Raw genomic sequence first — 26,807 nt, 5'->3', positions numbered from 1 at the left:
CCGATTAAATGACTTTTTCGATCTGATACTCATTTCGATCAGAGCTGCTCCTGGAGACCAATTCCGCCAAAAAACCGGTCAGGAACAATTGTGTTCCCAAGATAATCGCTGTCAGCGCAAAGAAAAACAAAGGCTGATCTGTGATATCTCTAAACGGTGTGCCATTAGCGATGCTCATCAACTTATGACAGATCAGATAAATCGAAATGAAAAGGCCCGCAAGAAAACTAACCACGCCCATGACGCCAAAAAAGTGCATAGGCCGTTTAGAGAATTTTCCGACGAAAAATATCGAAAGTAGGTCTAAAAAACCCTTGATAAAACGACCGGGGCCAAATTTCGTGGAGCCGTACTTGCGCGGATAATGTTGCACAACCTGCTCCTGAATATTGGTAAAGCCTGCCCACTTGGCTATGACAGGAATATACCGGTGCATTTCACCATATACTTCTATATTTTTGACGACCTCCTTTTTGTATGCTTTGAGACCGCAATTGAAATCATGTAAATTGTGAATTCCCGACATCGATCGGGTCACACCGTTGAACAGTTTTGTCGGAATTGTTTTGGTCAACGGATCATAACGTTTTTGTTTCCAGCCCGAAACCAGGTCAGCGCCTTTATTCATAATGCGGTCATACAATTCCGGAATCTCGTCAGGACTATCCTGAAGATCTGCGTCCATAGTAATGACGACATCCCCCTGAGCAGCCGCAAATCCTACATTTAAAGCAGCGGATTTTCCATAATTACGTCGGAATTTAATCGCCGAAATATTGCCGTTCTGCAGCTTCAGCTGTTCAATGATTTTCCATGAATTATCCTTGCTGCCATCATCTACCAGAATGACTTCATACGAGAAGTGATTGGCAGTCATGACACGATCAATCCAGGCGGTCAACTCCGGCAGGGACTCTTCCTCGTTAAATAATGGAACTACAACTGAAATATCCATGTGTATGTTAATCATGCTAAAAATGTACTATTGTAATACGAACAAAGGTATTACTTTTCCAGCAATACCTTAATGATATATATTAATTTACCTGTTCCTACTTGTTATCTTGCGCATACACGAGTCTTTCCCTTTTTGACAATGCAGCCAAAATCAAGGCAAAGACAAATTGAAACAACAAAGTAATGGCCAAGCCTTTAAAAATCTGTCCAAACGTAATTTTACCGATTGAATCCACCTGTTTCTCCAATTCTGCGATTTTCGAGTCGATTACTTCATCGGGTATATTGTTTTTTTCCATATAGTCAATGGTCACATTAATAGTATGTGTCACAACTTTTTCCTGCAGTTCTGGATTGATAAAATTTACGTAAATCTGGGTTCCAATAGTAGAGATAATGGTTGAAATGGCCAGCATCATGAATATGGACTTCAATGCTATGGAAAAACTCCAATAACCGCCGTAGGCTTTCCGAAGTGCAAAAGAAAATAATGCTGCAATAATAATAAAAATCCCTGTATTGACGATAAACGACATGGACATTACTGCCCAAAAAGACTCTTGGTCTTTGACGACAAAGAGAACCGCGAGACCAAGAATAAAAGAAATAACTCCTAGTATTATACCATAGACTATACTCCTCTTCTTATCGATGACCGCATCGAAGCCAGCATGATTTGGGTTGATTGAATCTACCATGGCATTATTTATTATAGTAAGTACTGATAATTTTATATAGAGCTAGATCAAAGGCTTTATTGTCTGACGCCGCGACATATTCGTCAAATTGACTTTCATTGGGATTTAGCTCGCTAAAGAAACTCATTACCGGATAAAACAACTCATAGATCTCGCTTCTAGGATTGATGCCCTGGGCAACTTTTGCTATCTCGCTGTAAGGGCTATCTACCACAATCTGATTGGCGATGATGTCTTCGTAAATTTCGTGCTCATCCTGAAATTCATCTTCATCCACAAGCAAAAACTCCTTTAAAAAATCATCCAGTTCAGGTTCGATTTCATCGTCTTTGCATTCACCAAGATAAAGAAAAATGTTGAGCAGCTCGGTTCCACGATCTATTGTCTCATCTTCGATGGCTTCCCATTCCTCGGAATCCAGATAATCGTCTTCCAGTTTCAGCACATCACTCGAAAAGAAATTCATTAACAACAAATCAACATAAACCTCCCGCAATTCGTCGAAAAGAGGATAATCATCAAAGGTCTCATCCAACAGGGCCAGCTTGTCGAGATAGGGAGCCTCGGTGTCAAATACTTGCAGGAGTTTCGTTAAAAACTCTTCGGCATTTCCAATGCCGTCAACTTGGCCATAATTTAAGATTCCTGCCTCTATAGCAGCCTTTACATTTGCTTCCATGGTTTAATCGTTTTTAGTCAATTGATTATTATTGATGATCATTTCGACAGCCCCCTGTAATGTCTGTCCGAATAATGGAGAATTTTTTGATTTCGACTTATTTGATTTTTCATCAAAAGTCCAGGATTTTGTCAGATCAAACAGCACAAGATTTGCCAGCGCACCGACCTGTATCTGGGGCACTTCAACACCTAAAATCTGTCTTGGCCTAACGGCAAGGCAGTTAACGATTTGTTCTTCATTTAATCCCGCACGAACCAATAGCGGCAATACGGTCTGCAGGCCGATGATACCATTTTTAGCGATATGGAACTCCACATTTTTAAATTCCACCTCCTGTGGGGTGTGCTGTGACACAACAGCGTCTATAATCCCATCTTTCAGAGCTTTGATTAAAGCTTTGGCATCAGTCTTTGTCCGCAGCGGAGGGCTCACTTTATAGTTGCTGTCGAAGCCGGCAACATCCTCATCCGTAAATACCAGCTGATGTGCCGCGACATCGCAGGTGACACGCAGCCCCTTAGCTTTGGCCTTTTTGATCAGATCCACAGCTTCTGGCGTGCTGATCGAAGCGAAATGTATGGGCGCATCTGTATACTCGGCCAGATAAAGGTCGCGCGAGACCATTAAAGACTCCGCGAGATTAGGTATACCTTTCATCCCCAGATAGGTACTCATAGCCCCTTCGTTCATCTTATTACCCCCTGCCATCGACTCATCTTCTGCATGAGAGAATATTAGCCCCCCAAAACCTTTCGCATAAAGCAGCGCTCTGCTCATTAAGCCGGCCTGCTGTACACTTTTATTCCCATCACTGAAGGCTACAGCACCATTTTGCCTCATATCATAGAGCTCAGCCAACTCCTTTCCTTCTCTATTTTTACTGATCGCTCCAATGGGGTGCACGTCCACAATATTACCTTTGGCGGTATTGACCACAAGCGCCACTTCGGCGCGGCTCTGTATGGCCGGCTGTGTATTCGGCATCACCGCTACGCCGGTAAAGCCGCCTGCAGCAGCAGCCGCGGTACCCGTTACGAGATCCTCCTTTGTTTCCAATCCCGGCTCCCCGAAATTGGCATGTAAATCAAAAAATCCGGGCGACAAAATTTTACCAGTACCGTCAATAGTCTCTACGTTTTTATCAGCTACCTTGATGCTGTTTGCAATTTGCATAATCTTGCCCTTTTCGATCAATACATCAACAACCTGCTGATGAAATTCGTTACCTGGCAAAATTACTTTAACAGCAGTAATCAATAAGCTCTTCATATGTGAATGGAATTGAAATTAATAGGATACAAATCATTTGCTGAAGCTTGTGGCGTGTTCCATGTCATCAGACAAAAAACGGATCGATTACGATAATTAGTATCGTTATAAACCGATATTTTGCGTGATGCCTCTGATTGCTTCATTTCGAGAAACAAAGTTACAAAATACAATTTTATTATAGAACACCAAAAATGGATTTCAGTTCGTACTCCTTAAGAATTTTCTCCCCATTGGTAATGCTTAAATTCGAAGCCCGCCAGACTCAGAATCCGGTCGACAACTGTTTCTGCCAGCTCTTCCAATGTCTTCGGCAAGCTATAAAATGAAGGTGACGCAGGGCAGATAATTCCCCCCGCTTCGGTCACGAGTTTCATATTTTGGATATGGATAAGGCTCAGCGGCGTTTCCCGCGTGACCAAAATCAATTTCCGCCGTTCTTTTAGCATAACGTCAGCCGCACGGGTCGTGAGATCAGAGGAAATACCGTAGGCAATTCTTGAAAGTGTCCCCATCGAACAGGGACATACAATCATCGTATCAAAACGAGCCGATCCCGAAGCAAATGGCGCAAAAAAATCATTTTTGTCATAAAATTTAAAAGGGACATCCTGATAGCTTTCATCACCCAGTTCAGCACGCCACACATCTTTAGCATTGTTTGACATCACAATGCCGACCTCAGCGAGCTGAGTTTTTAATGAATTCAGCTTTTCCAGCAACACTTTCGCATATATAGAGCCGCTTGCTCCAGTAATGGCAACAACAATCTTTCTTTTGGACATTTCTCTTAAATAATAAACAAAGCTATAAAAAAAGGGCCGAAGTGAGAAACACCCGACCCTACATCTACCTATGAAAAACATGCCCTTGGGAGGGGCTTAACAAAAGTACATCTACTTTTGAATTTTCAAAAATATTATATGAAATACTACACATTTGTGTATTAAAAAATCGCAAAAAAGTATTTTTTCATGCTTCGCTATCCGCTTCAGCCGGATCGAAACGCGCCGAATCCGACTGAACTGGTTCTTTTTCCTGCAAATAAATTCCCGGATCAAACACAATTTTCGCGAATAAAACTTATTTTAGCGAGTAAGTTATGCAATTAGACTAAACATGAATCTTTCTATTTTAGAACAATATATCGAAGAAGGCAAAAGCCACGACATTGATTTATTATTGATTGGCAATCCCGAGCTACTGCAAGAAACGACAAGCCATGGCATATCACCACTTCTGCTGGCCTGTTATTACAATAAACCGCAGATCATCCGCATATTGTTACAGCATACCAAGACAATGACAATACATGAGGCTTGCGCTGCCGGACTAACCTCTTATGTGGAAGCAATCATCCAGCAGGCTCCATCAGTAGTTAATGAGTGGTCCGCCCATGGCTTTTCACCGCTGGCTATGGCCACGTATTTCAACAAAACCGACATTGTACGACTTTTGTTATCAAAAAAAGTAAATCCGAATATTGCCAGCAGAAATGAACAGCAGGCCTATCCACTTCATATTGCGGCAGCAAATAATCATGAAGAAATTGGAAAAATGCTGCTCGAAGCTGACGCGGACGTCAATGCCGTGCAGGCGACTGGCGAAACAGCTTTGCATTTTGCGGCCCAGCATGGAAATATCGACCTGATCGTTGCTCTGCTGGAATTCGGTGCCGATACCCGGATAGTCAACATAAAGGGACTAACACCCGCAGATCTTGCCGCCGAAAAAGGTTTTAAAGAAATTGCGGAGATACTTGCAAATTAATTACGTAAAATTTCGGTTCCGATCCTACACTTCAGACACTGCTTCCGCTCACAGTAGTGTTTCTTGAGCTGTAGCATACCCTGCCCCTGAGATGCATTCGTCGCATGCCAGCCCAGATCTGCGAACTGCTTGATAATAGCATTTTTTTCTGCCGGCATCGCTTCCAGCAGCGCGACCGCCCGGTCCATATATGGATGAATACCATAGTATTTTCCATAAGCAAATAGCATCAGAACCACAGTGTTGATAACCAAGATATCAACGGTCCCCTTTCCAATTTTTCCGCTCCGTTCGATACCTGGGCTAGCCCCTATTGAAAACCGGGATTTCCAATAAGAATTAATAGACGAAATATCGAACAGTAACCTCGCCTCAGCCAGGTTCTGAATTGTTAAAACCTTGGATAAACTCAGTGATTTTTCAGTGAATAAAGCGACAAGCTGTGCAATACGCAACTCGGGGAAATTATAGGGTCTCATACGCAGCTTTTTCCAGACACCATTAACCAAACGGATACCGTGCACTGCCTGCTGATAGGCAAATTCATGATAAAGCCGCTGCATGTACTGATCAGCGCACTCCGGGGTTAAAAAGCCGGCAATCCCAAACAACAAAGCTTCTATTTTCAGCCCATCGGAGCGGTATTTTTGCATCGTCGCCAACGGAAGTTTCTCCCCCAGCTCCTGAAATGTATCCGCATTAACCTTGAGCCCCATACATCGGCACATCCAAACCCAAAAGACCTTCTCCCAATCACTATTAAATTGCGCCAGCAGACCAAATATGTCCTCGGCTTTCACCTCCAGCCGCTCGACAGATAAGGCATCCAGCCACATGTCTTTTTTAAGCTCCTCCACTTCGCCGATCCGGGACTGACAGGGAAGCCAGTTTGTAGCACGCATCATGTTGGCATACTTATCCAGGAGATCCTGCCTTACGTACTCTGACAACACAAGCGTGGGTATAACACTTCCGTCGCTCCGATAGATAATCTGATCCTCTATCCATACCACATGTAAAATAACATTATTATAGGCTTCATCATATTGGTGCAGGTGTCTGTTCCAATCGGAAGAACGAAAATGGATTTCAATATTCCCAACCCATTCTTCATCAGCGAGTATAATATGTGACAGCACGAAATCCGGCCCGGCATCGGTATTATGCTGGCCAACACGAACTACAGCCAAAGGCGTCCCCGCACTCGTTCGCAATCCCACCCTATTGAATAGCCGTAGTTTCCAGATAAACTGCATTAAGTTTTCTGACACTACCATATTTGTATCTTAATAGATCTTGTTGATCAAAGGTTTATAACGCTCTAAAGATACAACTTTATACGATCATTTCACAAAAATGGTTAGTAAATCACTGGAAATTAACCGTTTTTCTAAAACATGCCCGTTCAGACGGGGAGCTGCTATTCCCATATGCAGTGTTTTCTCTGCTTGAAAAACACGCGCCTCATCCCAGAGTCCGGCATCGATAAACATCTGCAGGGTCGCTGCACCACCTTCAATAATGATGGACTGAACATCCATCAAATATAATTGGTAAAGAACCGTCTGAGGTAAATATAAACCATAATTCTCCAGCTCGATGTGTTTGATATGGCCTTGCCAGTCCGTTTTTTTTGCGTTGAAGACAATCGTTTCGGCCTGATCGTCGAAGATCTTCGCATCAGGAGGCACAACCAGGTCTCTATCGATCAGCACGCGGCGTGGATTAGCCCCTTTCCAATACCTGACGGTCAGCCTGGGATTGTCTATTAAGGCGGTTTTGGTGCCGACGAGAATAGCATCTTCTTCCGCCCGCCATCGATGCACCAGCTGCAAGCTTGCGGCATTGCTTATTCCCACCTGTCGATCTGCCTGCCCGATAAAGCCATCGGCGGATTGTGCCCATTTGAGAATAACATAGGGTCGATGCTGTCCTATCCGCGTAAAAAAACGACGGTTGCCCCACATGGCTTCTTTTTCCAGCAGACCGACTTCCACATCGATACCTGCATCTTTCAAGATACCGATCCCCTTTCCATTGACCTGCGCAAAGGGATCTAAACAGGCCACAAATACTTTTTTCGGCTTTAGACTGGCGATCATATCCGCACAGGGCGGAGTTTTCCCAAAATGCGCACAAGGCTCGAGGCTCACATAAAAAGTACTTTCCCCCCACAGTTCGCCTGCCTGATCTCCATATTTTTGCAATACGGCACGAACAGCATTCACTTCAGCGTGTGGCCCGCCGTACGGCGAGGTATACCCTTCGCCAATAATACAATGATTGTGAACAATCACGGCGCCCACCATGGGGTTGGGGCTCACCGAACCCGCTCCTTGTTGCGCCAGATCCAAGCAGCGCTGCATATATTGCCGATGTCTATCCATGTTACAAATCTATGAAAATCGTACCTTTGACGTATGCGAATACTCAAGGATTTCGAATTATTATTTCAACAGGAATTGACATCTATCTATGACAAGGATGAAGTCAAAGCCTTATTCCTTTTTACGGTAGAGGAAATGTTTGGACTGAAGAGGGGAACCTATCCCCTAAAAAAAGAAGATATAGTAACAGAAAAAGATGCGGAGCGTTTTGATGAAATCCTCCGTGAGCTCAAAAAGAACAAGCCGATTCAATATATTTTTAATAAAGCTACGTTTTATGGAGAGTCCTTTGAAGTGAATGAATCCGTGCTGATCCCCCGGCCTGAGACCGAGGAACTCGTTGATCTGATTCTTAAACAGCATTCAGCACAGGCCGGCCTGCATATCATGGACATCGGAACAGGCTCCGGCTGTATACCTATTATATTATCCAAATACCTCCCCGGAGCACAGGTTACCTCCATGGACATATCCAAAGAGGCAATTGCCACAGCAAGAAAAAATGCTGGGCAATTAAATGCTCCGGTACAGTTTATCAATGCCGATATTTTTGAATGGGACTACATCTTTTCGGAACAGCAATATGATATCATCGTTTCTAATCCACCTTATATTACTCCACAGGAAAAAGCGAGTATGCAGCAGAATGTGCTGGCGTTCGAACCCGAACTCGCCCTATTTATCGAAGACAGTGCACCACTGATCTTCTACGACGTGATATCCTCTTTTGCGCTCAAACATCTGGCTCCTCAAGGCGATCTCTACTTCGAGATCAACCAGTATCTCGGCCCGCAGACAAAAGAGCTCATAGAAAAAAAAGGATTTCGCCCAGTGAAGCTTCTAAAAGATATAAACGGAGCCGACCGCATGATCCACGCAAAAAAAAGTACGTAGTCAAAAAATAATCTTTTTATTTACTAGACAGTTAAGCCTGTCTCTCCAAATTTTAAAGACAATAATTTGGAGCGTATAAAAAGAAATTCTACCTTTGCATCACTTTCAAAAACAGAAAGGATTCCGTAGCTCAGCTGGTAGAGCAATACACTTTTAATGTATGGGTCCTGGGTTCGAGTCCCAGCGGGATCACAAGCCACTCCAAAAGAGTGGCTTTTGCTATTTCAGCTTGTGACGTAGCAGGAAAACCAGCCGAGCCGAAGTGCTAACGGTGTCCAAATCCTGTGTCGCTTCTTGCTAGCGACGTGTGAAACACTACTAAATATAAACTCCATTGGAATCGCCAAACGGAAGTCAAAGAAGTTGCTAAAATAATTCTCCAGCAACAAAACTATTTACCGTGTAAATTGTCATCATCTTAGGTAACAGATAACAATAAATCCATTATGAAAAAGATTGTACCTCTATCCCTGATGTCGGCCACATTGTTGCTGATGACAAGCTGTTCAGTTATTGAGGGTATTTTTAAAGCCGGCGTCTGGACCGGAATCTTAATTGTAGTCATCATTGTCGCCTTGATCATCTGGCTGATTAGCAAGCTTTTTGGCGGTTCCAGATAATCTCCACTTAACAGACTGATATCCCTGAACGCAGCTTATGCGCACGATCCTGCTCACCGGAGCCTGTCTTCTTGTAGTCATGTGAGATTGATCAGCTGTGACGGATCAGTCCTACCTGCCCTTTGCCTAAAATCAGGTTTTTACCATTCTCATTTGAAAACCTCTTTTTTATCTTATCTTTATCATTTGTTAGTTCTTCGCCTGATACAGCCGGAGCAGCGACAGCACATATATACAATAACCAATCCCCTTTCGATACCGAACAGGAGTAGAGCGTGATAATCAATATAGAAGGAAAGAGAACATGAAGCGAGTTACCTTAAAAGAAATCGGAAAACAACTGAACCTTTCGCCGGGCACTATTTCCAAAGCACTGAACGACAGCCATGAAATCGGTGAGGAAACAAAGAAAATGATTTTAGCGTATACCCAGCAGATTAACTATATACCCAATTTTTCTGCAAAAAGCCTTAAAACTGGGCGCTCAAACACGCTCGCTATCATTGTACCGTTTATTTCCAGCTCTTTCTTCTTCGATTTTTATGAAGATATTTCACTGATCCTCGCCGAGACAAATTACAAGCTCATCCTATTACAAACCTTCAATGATGAAAAAAAAGAGAAAGAAGCGCTTGAACTCTGCGTACAGAGCAACATTGAGGGAATTATCATTTCACCTGTAAAAAATGATTCCAGCCTTCCGCTCTTAAAATATATTATGGATCAGATCTGTCCGGTCATTATTTTCGACCGCATAAGCCACCAGCTTGAAACTTTTAAAATCGGCATTCAGAACAACCGCATAATCTATCAGGCCACGGCTGAAATGATCAAAGGCGGCCGCGAGAACATTATCCTATTACTGTGCAAAGATATCGGAGGCAACACAAGCCGAATAAAAGGTTATAAAGACGCACTTTTCAATTTTTCCATTCCGTTTAAGCCAGAGAATGTGGTGGAGATCTCTTATTCGAGCCCTAAAGACGATATCGACGCGGAGCTAGAAAGTAAGATAGGCGCACTGCTTAACAGCGCCACACCACCCAATGCACTACTGTCGTCAACTGATACGCTGTCACTCAAAGTATTGCATATCCTCCACAAACTAGAGATCCGTATTCCTGAGGATATGAATCTGATAGGCTTCAGCAATACACCTTTTGCAAATAGTCTAAACCCTTCTCTGACGACAATAGCCCAGCCAACCCGTCTGATGGCAGAAAAATCAGTGGAACTGCTGCTGCACATGTTAAAAAAGAGAAACAAAAAGAATTATTTCGAGTTTGAAACTTATTTTCTGGACTGCCGGATCGAGCATCGGAAATCAACGTCTTCTGTTTCCGCTAAAAACGAAACATCTAAAAGAACGATATAATCCTATTTTCAATATAAAATAACCATATCCATGCCACTTCAATTCAGCAACCACAGATTTGCCTCAAGAAGGTCATTCTTAAAAAAAACAAGTATCATTGCGCTTGGAAGTACGTTGCCAAGCCCAGCTTTTCTGTCTTTTGACACAGTCTCCAAGGATCAGATAATAAAAGTAGGAGTGATAGGCTGCGGGGGCCGGGGAACCGGCGCCGCCATTCAGGCTTTACAAGCGGATCAGAACTGTCGGCTTACCGCCATGGCGGATATTTTTCAGGATCGCATGGACGAATCGTATGCCGCATTAATGGAAGTACGTCCCCAACAAGTGAAGGTTGACAAAAAACATCAATACTTAGGTTTTGATGCTTTTGAAAAGCTGATCAATAGCGACGTCGATGTCGTTTTGCTGACTTCACCTCCAGCGTTCCGGCCGTTGCACCTGAAAGCCGCTGTGCAGGCTAAAAAACATATTTTTTGTGAAAAGCCAATGGCGGTCGATATTCCTGGGCTGCGGAGTGTAATGGAATCGGTCAAAAAAGCGAAAGAGTCAAACCTATCTGTCGTTTCAGGCTTTTGTTTTCGGTATGACCTGCCAAATCGCGCTATTTTTTCGAAAGTTCTGGACGGCGCTATTGGCCAGGTGAAGTCCATCAGCACTTTTCGTTATGGTGGCGAGGCAACCTACGTCGATCCCCGTCCCGAATGGAATAAAATGATGCAGCAAATGCGAAATTGGATGTACTACAATTGGCTATCAGGCGATTTCATCGTCGAACAAGCTGTCCATAGCCTGGATATGATGTCCTGGGCCATGGGCGATATCATGCCCATCTCTGCTATGGGCACCGGTGGGCGACAGGTTCGCATCGATCCGAAGTACGGAAATATCTATGACCACTTTGCTGTTGAGTTCAGGTACCAGAACGGAGCCATAGGGACCCATTTCTGCCGTCAACAGGCAGGTACAACACCCAGAAATACCGTGAGCATGCTGGGCACAGAGGGGCAGGCAGAGGTAGTCATCGGAGCAAAACAGATAATCTCCGGCAAAGTACAGTGGCATTACGACGGTCCGAAAAACAACATGTATCAAACGCAGCACGATGAACTATTTGCCGCCATAAGAAACAATAAGCCCATCAATGATGGAGAATGGATGGCAAACAGCACACTGCTGGCTATCTGGGCACGAATGGTAGGGTATACGGGTCAGATTCTAACCTTTGACCAGGTGATCAACTCAAAGGAAAGCCTTGGACCTGACTTATCGTCGTATGACTGGGAAATGAATTTCGACGGACCTGCAGTCGCCATACCCGGCAAAACAAGGTTCAGCTAACATAGACAATACAAGATGAAAAGATTGCTTTATGCTGTTCTCGCCATCATGGTGCTTATCCCCGGGACCACGATAGGACAAGCGGAAAATTTCTTCTATTTTGGTAATGAAATGCAATGGGACGAACTACTGTCAGGCACACAGACCGCAGATAAGATACAATGGATAAACGTAAATACCGATCCTGATACCTGGCGTGTCGAAAAAAATAAACTGGTTTGTACAGGTAAGCCCATCGGTGTGGTCTGCTCGGTGAAGCAGTACGAAAATTTTATTATTCATGTCGAATGGAATCATCAGCATGCAGGCGGCAATTCGGGTATCTTTGTCTGGTCGGATGCGAAGCCCGATAGTATCGGCCGGCTACCGGGTGGTGTAGAGGTACAGATGCTCGAACTGGATTGGGTAAATCAAAACCGCATTGACGGCAAACAGGCCCCAATAGCCTATGTACACGGCGAACTTTTCGGCGTAGGTGGCGTTCAAACGGTTCCGGACAATCCGCGTGGAACCCGGAGCAAATCCGTTGAAAACCGGGCCAAAGGTAAGGGAGAGTGGAACAGATATACAATCATATGTGTAGATGGAACCATCAAGCTTGCCGTGAACGGCAAATTTGTCAACGGCGTACGGAACTCAACAATTAAAAAAGGCTATCTCTGTCTCGAATCTGAGGGCTCAGAAATCCACTTCCGAAACTTCAAGCTCATTGTACTCGAACCGGGCGCCATTATCGACCGGCAGGTAGCGACACCTATTCTACCTTAGCAAAATAAAGAAAGTCCAAATTCGGGCGTTGGGGATCTGGACTTTCTTTACCGCTTTCCTTCATCCGCGAACAGTAACCCAATAGGCTATCTAATCATTCGACGCAAGGCATGAATAGTGATCAATTTTGGTGTCATTGAATAAACTGCCCCGCAAAGTATTCCATTGCAAGCTGCCCATCCGGACAGTGAACAGTCCTGTGGTTTTGATATCCAGAATATCCGCACGGTATTGCCCGTCTTTTCGGTTGAAATGGATCGCTGAAGTGTACTTGCCAGGTCAAACACGCAATATCATTATTAAACAATAAGTTTATATAAAAAATAGTAAATATATGATTAAAAAGCAATTAAAATAGTAAATTACAAAATTGATAATTCGTCCGTCCAAGCAGAACTGCACATAGTTTCAATGCTCAGATGAAAACATCAGGTATAGAAGCTGCCAGCGGCATTCAACTGCAAAACTTGCCCTCTACACGACAATGGATAAAAAATCTTTTAGAAGGCATAAAAAGTGCGCTGAAAGCGCCATATGTAATACCCTCCTCGGTTACGAGCCATAACGTCGCGTGACCGCCAATAGCGACAGTCCAATGGGATACGAAAAGGGAATAAATCACTATCAATTAGATTAACCGTAAGTTATAAATTTTTTTTCAATATTATTAAATCATTAAAAATCAAAAATATACAAAACTAATCTAAACAGATTGTTAAGATATAAATCGAATATACTGAGGAGGCTTATCCAGCCCCACATCCAGCCCAAATCTTCGCTCATCAGCTAAAATTTATCGATACGCTCTATTTGATTACATTTATACTGATCTTTGTGTCATGACGAACGCTGTTTACCCTTTTATTCTCGCTTTACATTCTTCGTGGCGCTGGGTTGTTCTGATAATCCTGTTGTTTAGTTTGCTCCGTTTTGCTCACAGAAAGAGGAGAAAACTATCTTTCAGTTCCGGTGACGCACTCACCAGAACTGCCGTCGTAGCCATTTTTTTTACTCAGGTTTTATTAGGTGTGATTCTCTATGGATTAAGCCCGATCACGCACTATTTTTTGGCGCATTTTAACAACGCTGTTCATATGAGACAAATCCGATTTTTTGGCATGGAGCATAGCAGCATGATGTGCGTCGCCGCTCTCTTACTTCTTGTCGGGAACCTAAAATGCAAAAACGCCGATACTGATGAACGACGTTTCCGTATTCTGCTCACCTGGTATGCTGCGGCATTGCTGGTTATGCTGAGTTCAATCCCCTGGGAATTCTCTCCCCTAACCAGCAGACCGAGCTTTCGTGCCTTCTGATTAACTGTTTTGCCAGTTTCCTTTCCGCTTTTCTCGGAAGGCAGCCATTCCTTCTTTAAAATCGTCCGTTTCTCGCAACAGGGCAAGCTCACTGAGAAGGAATGAATACTTTTCCCCTTCGGCCTTCTGCCGAAGCTTACGCAAAGCAATAAAGCCCTTTGAGATGGCCAATGGGGCATTGTCAACGATCGTCGCTTTCAATGCCTTTAATTCCCCCTCCTCATCGTCTAAAATCGCGTGTAACAGACCTTTCGTTAACGCTTCCTCTGCAGAAAATGAGCTGCCACGGATGCAGAGGTCCATCGCCTTTCGCTCAGGCAGGTATTCCAGCAACAATGCGAGTACCTGAAAAGGAAAGAGCCCGATCTTCACTTCTGGAAGCGAAAACCGAACATGGGGCAACGCGAATAAATACGTGCAGGACAGGGCGATCAGAAATCCGCCTGCAATGACATCCCCTCTTACCACACAGACGGAGGGTTTATTCAGCTCTGCGAAGACTTCGGCCAAGGATTTGTCCACTTTCGGAATCCGTGGGTTTATGTTATCAACACTGGGATCCTCAAAAGCTTTAAGATCCATCCCTGCACAAAATACCGAACCTTCGGCTTCTATCTGGATCAGCCGCACCGTCGGATCTTCATTCGCCAGCCGAAGTGCGTAAGCAATCTCACTTACCATGGTCGGAGTAAAGGCATTTCTTTTTTCCGGTCGGGCAAGGGTAAGCACAAATACATGTTGTTCGCGCTGTATTTTTACGAAATTTAATTTTTCCATTGTGGTTCACATGATAAGGTTCCTGAAACTTTCCTCCAGACGTACGACGTCCAATGGGCGTCCTCTTTCAAAAAAATCGAGCAATATTTCGGAAGGAATATTGCCAACCAGATCATCCTTGGCGAATGGACAGCCACCGTAACCAAGCAGTGCGCCTTCAAATTTACGGCATCCGGCAGTGTAAGCGGCTTCAACCTTCGCCAGACTGTCGTCCCGTTTCGCATGAAAATGCGCACCGATAGAAAGAGCAGGATAACGGCTGTTCACATGATCAAAAAGGGCGGTTATCTGCGGGACATTCGCTTCAGAAGTGGTATCGGCGAGAGAAAAATCGCTTATGCCAATTGCCAACAGCTTGTCTAGCCATTGGTCGACCAGTTCGGTGGACCAGGGATCATGATACGGATTTCCGAAAGCCATACTAATATATACAGCCAGCGTCTTTTTATGCGCATCAGCTAAAGCTTTCATTTCCTTCAACTGCTGATAGGAATCAGCAAGGCCTTTATTTGTATTGCGCAACTGAAAGGTCTCCGATATTGAAAATGGATAGCCAATAATATCGACTTTCTCTTCCTTGATCGCCTCCTCAGCACCCCGTAGGTTGGCCACTATTGCCAATAATTTCACACGGTCGTTTTTTACAATGCCCTGGAGTACGGCTTTTGTATCGGCCAGCTGCGGAACAGCCTTCGGCGAAACAAAAGATCCAAAATCAATAATATCAAATAATCCGCTCCTGATAAGGGTATTGATATGCTCAACTTTCTTCCCTGTCGGAATCAAAGCTGGCATGCCTTGAATGGCGTCCCGCGGACAGTCTACTAATATGACCTGGTCTTTCATCGCTATAATAGAATATCATTTATAGAATATCTTTCTGAATTTCTCTGGCAATTACCATTTTTTGGATACTCGACGTCCCCTCTCCTATCGTACATAACTTGGCATCCCTGAAAAATTTCTCCGCAGGGTAGTCTTTGGTAAAGCCGTAGCCTCCAAAAATCTGCACAGCTTCATTCGAAACATGAACTGCAGTTTCTGAAGCGTATAGCTTGGCCATCGCGCCGATTTTGGATACGCGTTCGCCGTGATCCTTCAGGTAGCCCGCCTGACGGGTCAGCAATTCGCTCGCTTCCACCTGGGTAGCCATATCTGCCAAAGCAAAGGAAACCGCCTGAAAATCGTAAATCTTCTTTCCGAACTGCTCACGCTCCTGCGCATAACGTAATGCACACTCATACGCGCCACGTGCGATACCCAACGACAAGGCCGCAATAGAAATGCGCCCTCCATCAAGCAATTTTAGTGCTTGCACAAAGCCCTGTCCCTCTTCCCCAATCAGCTGATCGCGATGAACCCGGCAATTGTCAAAGAAAAGGCAGGCTGTCTCCGAAGCGCGCATACCAAGTTTATTTTCTTTCTTTCCAGCACTAAATCCCGGCGTTCCCTTCTCGACAATAAACGCAGACACCCCCTTCTTGTCGCCTTTTGCTCCAGTACGTGCAATGACAACCGCAACATTTGAACTGATGGCATGGGTGATGAAATTTTTGGAACCGTTGAGAACGTAATGATCGCCGTCTTTTTCAGCAAATGTAGCCATTCCTCCAGCATCTGAGCCAGACCCCGTTTCCGTCAGCCCCCAGGCGCCGATCCACTCCGCTGTAGCGAGCTTAGGAAGATATCGTCTTTTCTGCTCTTCACTGGCAAAACTTAAAATATGATTGCTGCACAGCGAATTGTGCGCGGCAACCGACAGACCGATAGAACCGCATACTTTAGAAATCTCATCCAGCACAGTGATATATTCCTGATAGCCCAGCCCAGACCCGCCATAGGCTTCGGGGACCAGGATACCCATAAAGCCATGTTCACCCAATTTTTTAAAAACTTCGACCGGAAATATCTGGGCTTCATCCCATTCCATCACATAAGGTTTGATATGATACTGTGCAAAATCACGCGCACTCGCTCTGATCATATCCATTTGTTGTTTATTTTCAATAAACATAAGCATGAATATTAAATTTACAATCGGTAATACAATTCAAATATATCAAAATTATTAGGAATAAAATTGCAAAAATTCTAAAATTTTATTTTAAATTTATCTAAAAATAAGAAATTCTTAATAAAACAGCTTTTTAAACCAAGATTATAAACTATGGAGGCGCTACTTGCATTACTTCGTCAAAAAAGAGAAAATCTAAAACTGGGCGGCGGCATCGATAAAATCCAAAAATTGAAAGAGAAGGGAAAAATGTCTGCGTGGGAAAGGATTGAGTTTCTACTGGACCCCGGCCGTGAGTACCTTGAAATCGGCATGTTTGCCGGCGAAGACATGTATGAGGAGCACGGCGGCTGCGTCAACGCCGGCTGCGTTGCAGTGCTGGGCTATGTTCAGTCAAGGCTCTGTGTGATCGTATCCAACGATGCCACGGTCAAAGCTGGTGCCTGGTTTCCGATCTCAGCAAAAAAAAACCTTCGGGCCCAGGAGATCGCCATGGAAAACAACCTACCGATCATTTACCTGGTGGACTCTGCAGGTGTTTTTCTACCCATGCAAGATGAAATTTTCCCTGATAAGGAACATTTTGGCAGGATATTCCGTAATAATGCCCGTATGTCATCGATGGGTATTCCCCAGATTGCCGCTATTATGGGCAGCTGCGTCGCTGGTGGCGCCTACCTTCCGATCATGTCGGACTATGCCTTTATCGTGGAAGGCACAGGATCGGTATTTCTCGCAGGCCCCTATCTGGTCAAATCGGCGATTGGTGAAACAGTAGATGCCGAAACCTTGGGCGGTGCCTCTACACATTCCGAAATATCGGGCGTCACAGACAATAAATTTCCTGACGATCAAAGCTGCCTGACAGCCATAAAAAATGTCATCGATAAAATAGGAGGACATACCAAAGCAAATTTTAGCCGGAAGGAAAGCATTGCCCCCAAGGTTGACCCTGGGAAGATTTCGGACATATTGCCCGACGACCGGACAAAACCCTACCGCATGCAGGATATCCTGGAAGCCATTGTAGATGCAGACACGCTCGAAGAATACAAGCCTGATTATGGCAAAACCATTGTTTGCGCGCTGGCCCGGGTGGATGGATGGGCAGTAGGCATAGTCGCCAACCAACGGGAAATCATCAAAGCGAGGAAACCGGGAAATGCCATGGAAATGCAGATGGGCGGCGTTATCTACAGTGATTCGGCAGACAAGGCAGCACGCTTTATCATGAACTGCAACCAACAGCATATCCCGCTTGTTTTCTTCCAGGATGTGACGGGATTTATGGTCGGTAGTCGCTCCGAACAAGGCGGAATTATTAAAGATGGTGCCAAAATGGTAAACGCGATGGCCAATTCGGTTGTACCTAAATTTACTTTTATCATCGGCAACAGTTATGGTGCAGGCAATTACGCGATGTGTGGAAAAGCGTATGATCCACGGCTTATATATGCCTGGCCCACTGCACAGATGGCGGTTATGAGCGGTGCCGCCGCCGGCAAAACGTTATTCCAGATACAGGAGTCTGCACTTAGAGCCCGGGGTAAAGAGATCAGTGATTCGGAAAAGAACACACTGCTGAAATCCATTGAAGACCGTTATAATAAGCAGCTCAGTCCTTATTATGCCGCTGCAAGGCTTTGGGTCGACGGCATTATAGCTCCGCAAGAGACGCGCAAAGTCATTAGCATGGGCATCGAAGCAGCCAACGAAAAACCTATTGTCGAACGCTATAATGTAGGTGTGATCCAGGTATAACCCAATCTAGACCCAATCTAGACGATTAAAATAACAAAAAAGTCCTCACCGCAATCTGTTTGGTGAGGACTTTCGGAAAAATAAAAACGTATAAGTGCTAGGTGCTCCATACACGGCTAAGGTGCTCAAAAGCAGCTATAGACTCCGGATTTCGCATAATATCCCGTGACACGGCTTTATCGGCCGGTATGCCCGAAAAAAGCTTTTTAATGGGCAGTTCCAGCTTTTTACCACTCAAGGTATACGGAATCGCATCCACCTGAAAAATTCGGTCCGGGACATGACGCGGGCTGTATTGCTGCCGCAGCGACCTTTTAATCCGATCTTTTAAAGCGTCTTCCAGCAGGCCATCGCGAAGCTGCACAAACAGAAGCATGTCAGATCCTCCGTTCTGATGATCGACGCAGATAACAAGGCTATCTCCTACTTCCTCGATCGTGTTGAGGACGTTGTACACTTCGGCTGTTCCGATCCGGACCCCACCACGGTTTAGGGTTGCGTCCGAACGTCCGTACATGATAACGCCATCATTTTCAGTAATTTTGATCCAATCACCATGACTCCAGATTCCCGGAAATTTATCAAAATAACTGTCAAAGTACTTTTCATTGTTTGCATCGTTCCAAAAATAGATCGGCATACAGGGCATGGGCGCCAGGATAACCAGCTCGCCGACCTCCTGCTGCACAGCAGCGCCATTTTCGTTAAAGGCAGCAATCTTGGCTCCTAAAGTACGACATTGAATCTCGCCGGCGTACACATCTAGCAGTGTACATCCGGATAAAAATGCGCTGCACACATCCGTACCGCCACTTAGTGATATAATCTGACTTTTTGGAAATTGATCATGAAGCCATTCAAATACGTCCGGCGGAAGTGGTGATCCCGTCGATCCGAGGGTCTTGGGACAATAGTTTAACGCTCGCAGGTGCTGATCCCGGCAGGAAATCAAATAAGCAGCACCGGCACCGAAATGGTCTACCTCTGCTTCTTTAGCAAATTGCCACAACTTCATTTTATCGGGATAATGTGTTGCGCCATCATAGATACAAAGCGTATTGCTCATCAATAGCGCCGAAAGCGCATAGTTCCACATCATCCAGCCCGTCGTCGAATACCACATGAATCGCTCCCCTTCCTGTACATTCTGGTGCAGTGCCAGAGCCTTCATATGCTCCAGCAGCATGCCCCCTGTGCCATGGGTGATTGCCTTCGGCTTTCCCGTAGTACCGGAGGAATACAGAATCCATATCGGATCATCAAAACTGACAGGAGTATACTGGAGGACTGTATGGGCAATATCCCTCGTCATGATCTGCGTCCATGCAGGATCATCCACAAAAACACAAGCCGACAGTGAAGGAAGCTGCTCTGCAAGCATTCGGATGCTTTGCTCCTTGTCAAATAGACGTCCATTGTAAGCATAGTTTGCGTTTGCAAAGAGTACTTTGGGCTCAATTTGCCCAAAGCGATCCTGAATGCTTGCTTCCCCAAAATCAGGAGAACAACAGGACCAGATTGCGCCAATCGAATTGGTGGCCAGAAACAGGGCAACAGCTTCGACGCCGTTGATCAGCACGCCTGCGACACGGTCGCCCTTGGATACACCCCTGTCTTTCAGAAATAGTTGCAGCCGCAGGACCATATCGTGCAATTCAGCCCAGGAGACCTCACGCAACGCCGTCCGTTCGGACTGAAAGATCAAAGCCGGCCGCAGATCGGTGGCACACCGAAATACATGCTCGGCATAGCTTAATGTGGCGCCACTAAACCATTTGGTTCCAATAAAACTTGCGGTGTCCGTTGGCGGTTCCAGGATAGTTACCGGCTCGGCATGAAAATTTACCTGAAAAAATCTGGCGACATCAGCCCAGAAAACAGCGAGGTTGTCTGTGGACCATTCCCAGAGCGCATGATACGACGCGAAAGTCAGTTGATGCCGCTGTTCGACGTACTGTTTAAACTGCCCAATCCCAGATTCAGATTTTTGGTCTTCTGTCGGACTCCAGAGTAATTTTCCCATAATAGTTGGATATAAAACGGTTATACTCAAACTTAGCTAAATTTGACCGCATTTACAACTTTATTTCAGAGAAAAACAGAACAAAAAAATTATAAATATATAATAAACAAAAGATTATTTGGGGAAAAGGTTGCAGCATAAAACAATTTATACACTAAAGCACCTCAATCTCCGTTCCGTCTGCCGTCGGATGCCCTGTACATAGTAAAATGCGTCCGTTTTCCACTTCACGGTCCGTCAGCACTTCATTATAATCCATGCGTACATTTCCTTTTGTACATTGCGAAATGCAGGTGCTGCACATCCCCGACTTACAGGAATAGGGCAGTTTTATGTTATGCTCGAGACCGACATCAAGAATCGACTTATCGTAAGGAACCTTCAGCGCATAGGTATGCCCCCTAAAATGTAATTTGATTGCATATGTTGTCATATCGACCTGCTTCTCGGTTTCGTCATCATCATCTTCTTCATTTTCAGGCAACAAAAAGGTCTCCCGTTTGATCTGTTGTGCATCGAAGCCTATTCCCAGTAAGGTGAACCGGCAAAGATCCATATAGATGACCGGGCCGCAGGTGTAAAAGAGCGCCTCGGACCTGGCGCCAACCAGATGCTCGTTAACAATAGAAAGGATATAGTCTCTATTTAGCCGGGCTTTCAATAAAAATTTGCTATCGGAATAGATCCATATAATGGTTAACCGGTCGGGAAACTGCCTTGCCCAATGTTCCAGTTCTGCCTTAAAAGGAGTTTGTGCCGACGAGCTATTACTATAGACAAGGACAACCCTGGATTTATTTTCGGCAAGCAACGCCGTCTTCAGAATCGAATACAACGGGGTAATGCCTATCCCCGCTGCAAACAAAAACAATGTCCGCACTTTGTCCCTTTCCGGCTCATAGAAAAACAATCCCTGGGGTTCCAGCGCCTGAACAATATCACCTTCGGCAACCCTATGATGCAATAAGCGGGATATCTCGCCGTTCTCCACACGTTTCACCGTAATGCTCATTGGCTCATCGTTGTCAGGAGAACTATTAAATGAATAGGACCGCCGGACCTCCCGATCGCCAAACATAAATGAAAGAGTGATAAACTGCCCCGCCTTATACTTTGGATAGTCCGCAGTCAATGGCTCCAGCTGAAAAGTAAGATTATGATTAGGCTGGGGAATTATTTTTGTTATCCTGAGTGCATACATAATTCAAACATAGATAAATTTGCTATGAAATGCAATCATACAAGGCCGTGTATAGCAACAGTAAAATGATAACAATTTTGTTGTATTACAATAGGCAGACAATTCTCGCACAATAATTGTGAATTTTCACGTTATATTTATATCAAAAATTAATCATAACAAGATTATATGCAAACACGCAGAAACTTCCTTCAAAATGCAGCAAAAGCCACATTGGGCATCGCTGTATCTGGATCGATATTACAAGATATTGCTTCCGCGAAAGCAACTGAATTAAATGCCGCTACGTTAACGTTCTCTCAAGTAAAGTTACCTTTCAGTTATGCTGCATTGGAGCCAAATATTGATGCCTTGACGATGGAAATCCATTATACAAAGCATCATATGGCATATATAAACGCTGTTAATGACGCAATTATTGCTGAAAACATCAAGGAAACTTCTGAGGAACAGCTTTTGGCGAATATATCCAAGTATTCTGCTAAGGCTCGCAATAACGCAGGCGGGGCCTGGAACCATAATTTTTTCTGGGAGAGCTTATCGGACAAGCCCGGACAGCCCGGTGAGAAGCTCTCTGCGATGATCAATAAAGCCTTCGGTTCATTTGATAAATTCAAAGAACAGTTTGGCGCCGCTGCGGCTTCCCGTTTTGGTTCGGGCTGGGCATGGTTGATTCTCGACGATTCCGGCAATCTGAAGATCAGCTCCACGCCAAATCAGGACAATCCGCTAATGGATGTAGCGGAAGTGAAAGGTATTCCCGTTTTAGGCTTGGATGTATGGGAACATGCTTACTATCTGCATTATCAAAACAAAAGAGCGGACTACATCAAAAACTGGTGGAATGTCGTGAACTGGAAAAAAGTCGACGAAAGAATAGCATAATAAAAAAGCCTGATATAATCAGGCTTTTTTATTATCTGTCCGTTAGACATTCTAACCGAGTATTTCTTTTAGCTTATTAATCTGGAAATCTGTTAGCTTCTGAAGCGGTCCGGAGGCAATCATTTTCATCATCATATTGAGGTCAGCGTCAATGACAAATGTAGCTTTCGTAACAGTTGCAGCGGCTTCCTCTAACTCCCAGCGTAATGTCACCTCAAAAGGTGCCTTCTCCGAAGGGACCAATCGGATGAGCTGGTTCTTTAACCTTTCGGCTACCGTCAATGCTAATTTTGCCATGTTCTGAATGGTGAAACGCGCTTCGTCAGCAGTTGATGACCAGTTGTAAATATTATCGGGCATCAACTGTTCATGGTTATTCAAGTCCGACAAAAAGGCATATACCTCACTGATATTCCTATTGATCGCTGTAGTATTTTGAATAGTCGTCATAACGGTATATATTGGTTTCTATTGAAAGCTTACGCCCCATCCTGCTGGATTCAATCTCCATTTTTTCAAGATCTCAACGTCTTCCTCCAGGACGTAGCTGTTTTCTGCTGCAACCTGAATCAACGCATCATAATTGCACAGACTAAAGTAAGGACATTTCGCTTCTGCAAAATTGTCCGTTGCTTCCTGCAGTCCATAGGTAAAAATCGAAACCAGGCCAACAACGTTACATCCCGCTTCCCGAAGCGCCTTGACAGCCACTAAACTACTTTTTCCTGTTGAGATCAAGTCTTCAACGACAACAACGCGCTGACCGCTGACCACTTCTCCCTCGATCATATTTTGACGGCCATGATCCTTCGCAGAACTTCTTACATAGGAAAACGGCAGTCCTAAATCCTGTGCCACCAAAACACCTTGCGGAATACCTGCCGTAGCGACTCCTGAAATCATATCCACTGATCCAAACTCCTCTTGAATAAGCTTTGAAAGCTTCTGACGAATATACGTACGTATCGCTGGATGAGATAAAGTGATACGGTTATCACAGTAAATTGGAGACTTCCAACCCGACGCCCATGTAAAAGGACTTTTAGGTTGCAATTTTATTGCTTTAATTTGCAATAAGGATTCAGCAACTTTTTGTTCAACCTCATTTAAATTATTCATGGCGCAAATTTATAAAATTTATATGAACGAAACCGTGCTAATTTTGGCAGATTTCGTTCCTTCAAAAATCAAAAACCCGCAAACAATTAGTATTCAAGACATTGAACTCCAAAAACTTTTCAAACAATCTGAGATTGATAAAGTTCCAAAGACCTATCTCTACATCAATAAGGATTTTGAGACTGTATTCCAAAACTTAAAAAGCAAGCACAAAATCATAAAGGCAGCTGGCGGGCTGGTCAAAAACGGCGACGGGGAGTATCTTTTTATCTACCGTCTGGGCAAATGGGACCTGCCGAAAGGTAAAGTCGAAGACAACGAGAAAATGAAAGAGGCGGCAGTCCGTGAAGTGGAAGAAGAATGTGGCATAAAAATCCATTATTTAGGAAAAAAAATCACCACATCGTATCATACTTATTATCTACGCAATGGCGAGTTTGTGCTCAAAGCGACCAATTGGTATGAAATGGGTGTGAATAAAGTTCCAAAGCTGATCCCACAGACTGCAGAAGATATTACAAAGGCAGAGTGGCGCAGTACGGACCAGTTTGAAGACCTGCTGACCAATACCTACCCGATTATCGAAAATATCATCAAAAAGGCGAAATAAATAACCTTTTGAGGTTCATCTGACACTAGTACGTCGGATCATGCTTATTTTTATGCTATGGAAAATTTAACTGGAAAAAGAGCTTTAGTGACGGGTGGAGCAAGAGGCCTCGGCAGAGCCATTGCTGCAGCGCTCGTCAAAGAAGGGGTGCAAGTGGCTATAACAGGCCGGAATGAAACGGCATTGAAACAGGCTGTTGCCGAACTCAGCGTCTCGGGTACAGCGGTTACCTATGCCGTGTTTGATGTGGCTGACCACGCAGCAGTGGAACGTGAAATTCAGCAATTGAACCACAGCTTTGGCAACTTTGACATTCTTATCAACAATGCTGGAATATCTTCTTTTGCTTCGGTCGCTGACATGGATGTAGCGGACTGGACGGAAATCATACAGGTCAATCTGCTGGGCACATATTTTGTTACAAAGGCCATGCTGCCACAATTTCTCGCACAGAATTATGGCGATATTGTAATGGTATCCTCAACTGCCGGATTGAATGGCGCGGCGACCACTTCAGCCTATAGTGCATCAAAATTCGGTGTTATCGGATTTGCCGATTCACTGATGCGTGAGGTGCGCAAAAACAATATTCGTGTATGTACCTTGATGCCGAGCACTATTGCTTCAGATATGTCCAAACAGCTGGGCCTGACAGATGGAGATCCGGACAAAGTCCTTCAACCTGAAGATTTTGCCGAACTCGTCGTGGCAAATCTGAAGCTACCGCGGAGAGCGATGTTAAAATCGGCTTCTTTGTGGTCCACAAATCCCTAAAACAACATCGTAAAAACGTTGGCACCGCCGGAGCAACTGCCTCCGGCTGTTATAAATAAAGAAACTATGAGTCAATTATTTTCACCGATCACCATTGGACAGCTTCAGTTCAAAAACCGCTTAGTGGTGTCTCCCATGTGTCAATATTCTGCAGAAGATGGCTTTGCCAACAACTGGCACCTTGTGCATCTCGGACAATTTGCCCTTGGCGGCGCGGCAGCTATCATTCAGGAAGCGACAGCGGTCACACCTGAAGGCCGCATCAGTTATGGTGACCTGGGACTATGGGAAGATAGTCAGATCCCAAAATTAAAAGAAATAACAGATTTCATAAAGGCCAATGGCGCTATCCCCGGTATACAGCTCGCGCACGCAGGCCGCAAAGCAAGCAGCAATAAGCCTTGGGCGGGACGTGGTCAATTTGCGCCTACAGAACCCTTAGGATGGCAGACAGTAGCCCCATCGGCACTGACCTTCCATACTGGCGATTATCTTCCCCAGGAACTTAAAATTCATCAAATAGAGGAACTGGTCGAGCAATTCGGTGCAGCAGCAAAAAGGGCGGTGTCTGCCGGCTACGAGATTATAGAACTGCATGCTGCCCATGGCTACCTCATCCATCAGTTTTTGTCTCCGCTGAGCAATGTCCGGACAGACATCTTCGGCGGTACATTCGAAAATAGAATACGCTTTCTCCTTAGGATCGTACAGCGGGTGAAACAAGAAATGACAACACAGAACCTTTGGGTACGTATTTCCGCAACCGACTGGGCGCCCAATGGCTGGGACCTGGAACAATCCATCAGGCTATCTCAGCAACTGGCACCTCTGGGTGTCGAGCTCATTGATGTTTCAAGCGGCGGATTGGTGTCGCACCAAAAAATCGATGTCGGGCCTGCGTATCAGCTTCCCTTTGCTATAGCCCTCAAGGAAAAGACAGCTCTTAAAATAGCCACCGTTGGAATGATAAAGACGGCGGACCAGGCAGCCGATATCATTGCACAAAATCAGGCCGACCTGATTTTGATCGCAAGAGCTTTTCTGGATGATCCTCATCTTCCTTTACGTTTTGCGAAACAACTCCAGACCGAGGTATCATGGCCCAAACAGTACGAAAGAGCTAAATAAGATGACACTTCACTTAAATAGAATACATCACATCGCCATAATCTGTAGTGATTATCCGCGTTCAAAACACTTCTATACCGAGATTCTAGGCCTTGAGATCGAGCGGGAGCATTATCGGGCTGACCGCGATTCCTTTAAGCTGGATCTCAAATTGAACGGCTCCTATATTATTGAGTTGTTCTCCTTCCCTTCGCCACCGAAGAGATCCAGCTTTCCTGAAGCAGCCGGGCTCCGACATTTGGCTTTTGAAGTGGACAACCTAGCCGACGAAATGGCTAAACTGGAAGCTGCCGGTATTCTCCATGAAGGAATCCGCGTTGATCCACTGACCAACAAAAAGTTTACCTTCTTTTCCGATCCGGACGAGCTGCCGATCGAATTGTATGAACGCTAAACAGAAAAGGCATTGACTTTCATCAATGCCTTTTTTATTCTTGTCGT

At 44.7% G+C, this 26,807-nt stretch carries 27 protein-coding genes and 1 tRNA gene; 14 read left to right on the top strand and 14 right to left on the bottom strand.

Features of this window, described 5'->3' with window-relative positions; translation table 11 throughout:
• Window positions 1-4: 4 nt before the first annotated feature.
• From K7A41_RS23290 to K7A41_RS23270, 5 genes are all read right to left on the bottom strand, one after another.
• Window positions 5-955, bottom strand: a complete 951-nt coding sequence (locus K7A41_RS23290) for a glycosyltransferase family 2 protein (protein ID WP_265715838.1) — start codon at window positions 953-955, stop codon at window positions 5-7.
• Between the two features lie 97 nt (window positions 956-1,052).
• On the bottom strand, window positions 1,053-1,655 hold the full coding sequence (locus K7A41_RS23285; protein ID WP_051606469.1) for a DUF4199 domain-containing protein: 603 nt from the start codon (window positions 1,653-1,655) through the stop codon (window positions 1,053-1,055).
• 4 nt (window positions 1,656-1,659) lie between these two features.
• A complete protein-coding gene (locus K7A41_RS23280; protein ID WP_028068500.1) occupies window positions 1,660-2,334 on the bottom strand; it encodes a hypothetical protein in 675 nt (224 codons plus the stop codon).
• Between the two features lie 3 nt (window positions 2,335-2,337).
• Entirely contained in the window at window positions 2,338-3,606 is a 1,269-nt protein-coding gene (locus tag K7A41_RS23275; RefSeq protein WP_028068501.1) for a dihydroorotase, read from the bottom strand.
• A gap of 215 nt (window positions 3,607-3,821) precedes the next feature.
• Window positions 3,822-4,391, bottom strand: coding sequence for a UbiX family flavin prenyltransferase (locus K7A41_RS23270; protein ID WP_028068502.1), 570 nt, complete (start codon window positions 4,389-4,391; stop codon window positions 3,822-3,824).
• A gap of 334 nt (window positions 4,392-4,725) precedes the next feature.
• Here K7A41_RS23270 and K7A41_RS23265 point away from each other — a divergent pair, with 334 nt between their 5' ends.
• Window positions 4,726-5,376 carry an ankyrin repeat domain-containing protein gene (locus K7A41_RS23265; RefSeq protein WP_265715776.1) on the top strand — a complete coding sequence of 217 codons (651 nt, stop codon included), beginning with the start codon at window positions 4,726-4,728 and terminating at the stop codon, window positions 5,374-5,376.
• Here K7A41_RS23265 and K7A41_RS23260 read toward each other — a convergent pair.
• Together K7A41_RS23260 and ribD are read right to left on the bottom strand one after the other, a co-directional pair.
• Entirely contained in the window at window positions 5,373-6,653 is a 1,281-nt protein-coding gene (locus tag K7A41_RS23260) for a DUF2851 family protein (protein ID WP_265715775.1), read from the bottom strand. The two genes, K7A41_RS23265 and K7A41_RS23260, sit on opposite strands and share 4 nt — an antisense overlap.
• A 66-nt stretch (window positions 6,654-6,719) precedes the next feature.
• Window positions 6,720-7,763: a bifunctional diaminohydroxyphosphoribosylaminopyrimidine deaminase/5-amino-6-(5-phosphoribosylamino)uracil reductase RibD gene (ribD, locus tag K7A41_RS23255; protein WP_265715774.1), complete on the bottom strand. Its 1,044-nt coding sequence runs from the start codon at window positions 7,761-7,763 to the stop codon at window positions 6,720-6,722.
• A 33-nt stretch (window positions 7,764-7,796) separates the two neighbouring features.
• Between ribD and prmC the strand changes: the two genes are divergently transcribed.
• From prmC to K7A41_RS23220, 7 genes are all read left to right on the top strand, one after another.
• Window positions 7,797-8,657 carry a peptide chain release factor N(5)-glutamine methyltransferase gene (gene prmC, locus K7A41_RS23250; protein ID WP_028068506.1) on the top strand — a complete coding sequence of 287 codons (861 nt, stop codon included), beginning with the start codon at window positions 7,797-7,799 and terminating at the stop codon, window positions 8,655-8,657.
• Window positions 8,658-8,776: 119 nt separating this feature from the next.
• Window positions 8,777-8,849 (top strand) — tRNA-Lys (locus K7A41_RS23245).
• A gap of 254 nt (window positions 8,850-9,103) precedes the next feature.
• Window positions 9,104-9,277, top strand: coding sequence for a hypothetical protein (locus tag K7A41_RS23240; protein WP_162835065.1), 174 nt, complete (start codon window positions 9,104-9,106; stop codon window positions 9,275-9,277).
• A 304-nt stretch (window positions 9,278-9,581) separates the two neighbouring features.
• Complete coding sequence (locus K7A41_RS23235) at window positions 9,582-10,652, top strand: LacI family DNA-binding transcriptional regulator (RefSeq protein ID WP_265715773.1); 1,071 nt, start codon at window positions 9,582-9,584, stop codon at window positions 10,650-10,652.
• Between the two features lie 30 nt (window positions 10,653-10,682).
• Window positions 10,683-11,990 (top strand): Gfo/Idh/MocA family protein, encoded by a 1,308-nt coding sequence (locus K7A41_RS23230; protein ID WP_265715772.1) that lies wholly within the window; start codon window positions 10,683-10,685, stop codon window positions 11,988-11,990.
• 15 nt (window positions 11,991-12,005) lie between these two features.
• Window positions 12,006-12,758 carry a 3-keto-disaccharide hydrolase gene (locus K7A41_RS23225; RefSeq protein WP_265715771.1) on the top strand — a complete coding sequence of 251 codons (753 nt, stop codon included), beginning with the start codon at window positions 12,006-12,008 and terminating at the stop codon, window positions 12,756-12,758.
• A 1,094-nt stretch (window positions 12,759-13,852) separates the two neighbouring features.
• Complete coding sequence (locus tag K7A41_RS23220) at window positions 13,853-14,074, top strand: hypothetical protein (protein WP_265715770.1); 222 nt, start codon at window positions 13,853-13,855, stop codon at window positions 14,072-14,074.
• Here the strand turns inward: K7A41_RS23220 and K7A41_RS23215 are convergent, their stop codons facing one another.
• The 3 genes from K7A41_RS23215 to K7A41_RS23205 are packed head-to-tail and all read right to left on the bottom strand — an operon-like array spanning window position 14,075 to window position 16,865.
• On the bottom strand, window positions 14,075-14,851 hold the full coding sequence (locus K7A41_RS23215; protein WP_265715769.1) for an enoyl-CoA hydratase/isomerase family protein: 777 nt from the start codon (window positions 14,849-14,851) through the stop codon (window positions 14,075-14,077).
• A gap of 6 nt (window positions 14,852-14,857) precedes the next feature.
• Window positions 14,858-15,697 carry a hydroxymethylglutaryl-CoA lyase gene (locus K7A41_RS23210; RefSeq protein ID WP_265715768.1) on the bottom strand — a complete coding sequence of 280 codons (840 nt, stop codon included), beginning with the start codon at window positions 15,695-15,697 and terminating at the stop codon, window positions 14,858-14,860.
• A gap of 19 nt (window positions 15,698-15,716) precedes the next feature.
• Window positions 15,717-16,865, bottom strand: coding sequence for an acyl-CoA dehydrogenase family protein (locus tag K7A41_RS23205; RefSeq protein WP_265715767.1), 1,149 nt, complete (start codon window positions 16,863-16,865; stop codon window positions 15,717-15,719).
• A 153-nt stretch (window positions 16,866-17,018) separates the two neighbouring features.
• On the opposite strand from K7A41_RS23205, the gene K7A41_RS23200 reads away from it, so the two are divergent.
• A complete protein-coding gene (locus tag K7A41_RS23200; RefSeq protein ID WP_265715766.1) occupies window positions 17,019-18,626 on the top strand; it encodes an acyl-CoA carboxylase subunit beta in 1,608 nt (535 codons plus the stop codon).
• Between the two features lie 97 nt (window positions 18,627-18,723).
• Here K7A41_RS23200 and K7A41_RS23195 read toward each other — a convergent pair whose 3' ends face one another.
• The gene (locus tag K7A41_RS23195) at window positions 18,724-20,649 is read right to left on the bottom strand and encodes an acetoacetate--CoA ligase (protein WP_265715765.1); all 1,926 of its coding nucleotides are present in this window, start codon (window positions 20,647-20,649) and stop codon (window positions 18,724-18,726) included.
• A 154-nt stretch (window positions 20,650-20,803) separates the two neighbouring features.
• Window positions 20,804-21,850 carry a 2Fe-2S iron-sulfur cluster-binding protein gene (locus K7A41_RS23190; RefSeq protein WP_265715764.1) on the bottom strand — a complete coding sequence of 349 codons (1,047 nt, stop codon included), beginning with the start codon at window positions 21,848-21,850 and terminating at the stop codon, window positions 20,804-20,806.
• A gap of 168 nt (window positions 21,851-22,018) precedes the next feature.
• On the opposite strand from K7A41_RS23190, the gene K7A41_RS23185 reads away from it, so the two are divergent.
• Entirely contained in the window at window positions 22,019-22,735 is a 717-nt protein-coding gene (locus K7A41_RS23185) for a superoxide dismutase (RefSeq protein WP_265715763.1), read from the top strand.
• Window positions 22,736-22,786: 51 nt separating this feature from the next.
• Here K7A41_RS23185 and K7A41_RS23180 read toward each other — a convergent pair whose 3' ends face one another.
• On the bottom strand, window positions 22,787-23,185 hold the full coding sequence (locus K7A41_RS23180) for an SRPBCC family protein (RefSeq protein WP_265715762.1): 399 nt from the start codon (window positions 23,183-23,185) through the stop codon (window positions 22,787-22,789).
• An 18-nt stretch (window positions 23,186-23,203) separates the two neighbouring features.
• Window positions 23,204-23,854 carry an orotate phosphoribosyltransferase gene (gene pyrE / locus K7A41_RS23175; RefSeq protein WP_028068519.1) on the bottom strand — a complete coding sequence of 217 codons (651 nt, stop codon included), beginning with the start codon at window positions 23,852-23,854 and terminating at the stop codon, window positions 23,204-23,206.
• Between the two features lie 22 nt (window positions 23,855-23,876).
• On the opposite strand from pyrE, the gene K7A41_RS23170 reads away from it, so the two are divergent.
• The 4 genes from K7A41_RS23170 to K7A41_RS23155 all read left to right on the top strand — a co-directional run bounded on the left by K7A41_RS23170 (window position 23,877) and on the right by K7A41_RS23155 (window position 26,760).
• On the top strand, window positions 23,877-24,464 hold the full coding sequence (locus K7A41_RS23170) for an NUDIX domain-containing protein (protein ID WP_232048769.1): 588 nt from the start codon (window positions 23,877-23,879) through the stop codon (window positions 24,462-24,464).
• A 57-nt stretch (window positions 24,465-24,521) separates the two neighbouring features.
• Window positions 24,522-25,238, top strand: coding sequence for a 3-ketoacyl-ACP reductase (locus K7A41_RS23165; RefSeq protein WP_265715761.1), 717 nt, complete (start codon window positions 24,522-24,524; stop codon window positions 25,236-25,238).
• 66 nt (window positions 25,239-25,304) lie between these two features.
• Window positions 25,305-26,366, top strand: coding sequence for an NADH:flavin oxidoreductase/NADH oxidase (locus K7A41_RS23160; protein WP_265715760.1), 1,062 nt, complete (start codon window positions 25,305-25,307; stop codon window positions 26,364-26,366).
• Between the two features lies 1 nt (window position 26,367).
• A complete protein-coding gene (locus K7A41_RS23155; RefSeq protein ID WP_028068523.1) occupies window positions 26,368-26,760 on the top strand; it encodes a VOC family protein in 393 nt (130 codons plus the stop codon).
• Window positions 26,761-26,807: the final 47 nt, after the last annotated feature.

The organism is Sphingobacterium sp. InxBP1, assembly GCF_026191775.1.
Classification (GTDB): domain Bacteria; phylum Bacteroidota; class Bacteroidia; order Sphingobacteriales; family Sphingobacteriaceae; genus Sphingobacterium; species Sphingobacterium thalpophilum.
The sequence above is the reverse complement of the archived record's forward strand: the minus strand, read 5'-3'. Positions and strand labels throughout refer to the sequence as shown.

What these genes read in the sequence shown, in the direction of transcription:
- K7A41_RS23290 (WP_265715838.1), bottom strand. Translation starts at nt 955, where the DNA reads ATGGATATTTCAGTTGTAGTTCCATTATTTAACGAGGAAGAGTCCCTG.
- K7A41_RS23285 (WP_051606469.1), bottom strand. Translation starts at nt 1,655, where the DNA reads ATGGTAGATTCAATCAACCCAAATCATGCTGGCTTCGATGCGGTCATC.
- K7A41_RS23280 (WP_028068500.1), bottom strand. Translation starts at nt 2,334, where the DNA reads ATGGAAGCAAATGTAAAGGCTGCTATAGAGGCAGGAATCTTAAATTAT.
- K7A41_RS23275 (WP_028068501.1), bottom strand. Translation starts at nt 3,606, where the DNA reads ATGAAGAGCTTATTGATTACTGCTGTTAAAGTAATTTTGCCAGGTAAC.
- K7A41_RS23270 (WP_028068502.1), bottom strand. Translation starts at nt 4,391, where the DNA reads ATGTCCAAAAGAAAGATTGTTGTTGCCATTACTGGAGCAAGCGGCTCT.
- K7A41_RS23265 (WP_265715776.1), top strand. Translation starts at nt 4,726, where the DNA reads ATGAATCTTTCTATTTTAGAACAATATATCGAAGAAGGCAAAAGCCAC.
- K7A41_RS23260 (WP_265715775.1), bottom strand. Translation starts at nt 6,653, where the DNA reads ATGGTAGTGTCAGAAAACTTAATGCAGTTTATCTGGAAACTACGGCTA.
- ribD (WP_265715774.1), bottom strand. Translation starts at nt 7,763, where the DNA reads ATGGATAGACATCGGCAATATATGCAGCGCTGCTTGGATCTGGCGCAA.
- prmC (WP_028068506.1), top strand. Translation starts at nt 7,797, where the DNA reads ATGCGAATACTCAAGGATTTCGAATTATTATTTCAACAGGAATTGACA.
- K7A41_RS23240 (WP_162835065.1), top strand. Translation starts at nt 9,104, where the DNA reads ATGAAAAAGATTGTACCTCTATCCCTGATGTCGGCCACATTGTTGCTG.
- K7A41_RS23235 (WP_265715773.1), top strand. Translation starts at nt 9,582, where the DNA reads ATGAAGCGAGTTACCTTAAAAGAAATCGGAAAACAACTGAACCTTTCG.
- K7A41_RS23230 (WP_265715772.1), top strand. Translation starts at nt 10,683, where the DNA reads ATGCCACTTCAATTCAGCAACCACAGATTTGCCTCAAGAAGGTCATTC.
- K7A41_RS23225 (WP_265715771.1), top strand. Translation starts at nt 12,006, where the DNA reads ATGAAAAGATTGCTTTATGCTGTTCTCGCCATCATGGTGCTTATCCCC.
- K7A41_RS23220 (WP_265715770.1), top strand. Translation starts at nt 13,853, where the DNA reads ATGAGACAAATCCGATTTTTTGGCATGGAGCATAGCAGCATGATGTGC.
- K7A41_RS23215 (WP_265715769.1), bottom strand. Translation starts at nt 14,851, where the DNA reads ATGGAAAAATTAAATTTCGTAAAAATACAGCGCGAACAACATGTATTT.
- K7A41_RS23210 (WP_265715768.1), bottom strand. Translation starts at nt 15,697, where the DNA reads ATGAAAGACCAGGTCATATTAGTAGACTGTCCGCGGGACGCCATTCAA.
- K7A41_RS23205 (WP_265715767.1), bottom strand. Translation starts at nt 16,865, where the DNA reads ATGTTTATTGAAAATAAACAACAAATGGATATGATCAGAGCGAGTGCG.
- K7A41_RS23200 (WP_265715766.1), top strand. Translation starts at nt 17,019, where the DNA reads ATGGAGGCGCTACTTGCATTACTTCGTCAAAAAAGAGAAAATCTAAAA.
- K7A41_RS23195 (WP_265715765.1), bottom strand. Translation starts at nt 20,649, where the DNA reads ATGGGAAAATTACTCTGGAGTCCGACAGAAGACCAAAAATCTGAATCT.
- K7A41_RS23190 (WP_265715764.1), bottom strand. Translation starts at nt 21,850, where the DNA reads ATGTATGCACTCAGGATAACAAAAATAATTCCCCAGCCTAATCATAAT.
- K7A41_RS23185 (WP_265715763.1), top strand. Translation starts at nt 22,019, where the DNA reads ATGCAAACACGCAGAAACTTCCTTCAAAATGCAGCAAAAGCCACATTG.
- K7A41_RS23180 (WP_265715762.1), bottom strand. Translation starts at nt 23,185, where the DNA reads ATGACGACTATTCAAAATACTACAGCGATCAATAGGAATATCAGTGAG.
- pyrE (WP_028068519.1), bottom strand. Translation starts at nt 23,854, where the DNA reads ATGAATAATTTAAATGAGGTTGAACAAAAAGTTGCTGAATCCTTATTG.
- K7A41_RS23170 (WP_232048769.1), top strand. Translation starts at nt 23,877, where the DNA reads ATGAACGAAACCGTGCTAATTTTGGCAGATTTCGTTCCTTCAAAAATC.
- K7A41_RS23165 (WP_265715761.1), top strand. Translation starts at nt 24,522, where the DNA reads ATGGAAAATTTAACTGGAAAAAGAGCTTTAGTGACGGGTGGAGCAAGA.
- K7A41_RS23160 (WP_265715760.1), top strand. Translation starts at nt 25,305, where the DNA reads ATGAGTCAATTATTTTCACCGATCACCATTGGACAGCTTCAGTTCAAA.
- K7A41_RS23155 (WP_028068523.1), top strand. Translation starts at nt 26,368, where the DNA reads ATGACACTTCACTTAAATAGAATACATCACATCGCCATAATCTGTAGT.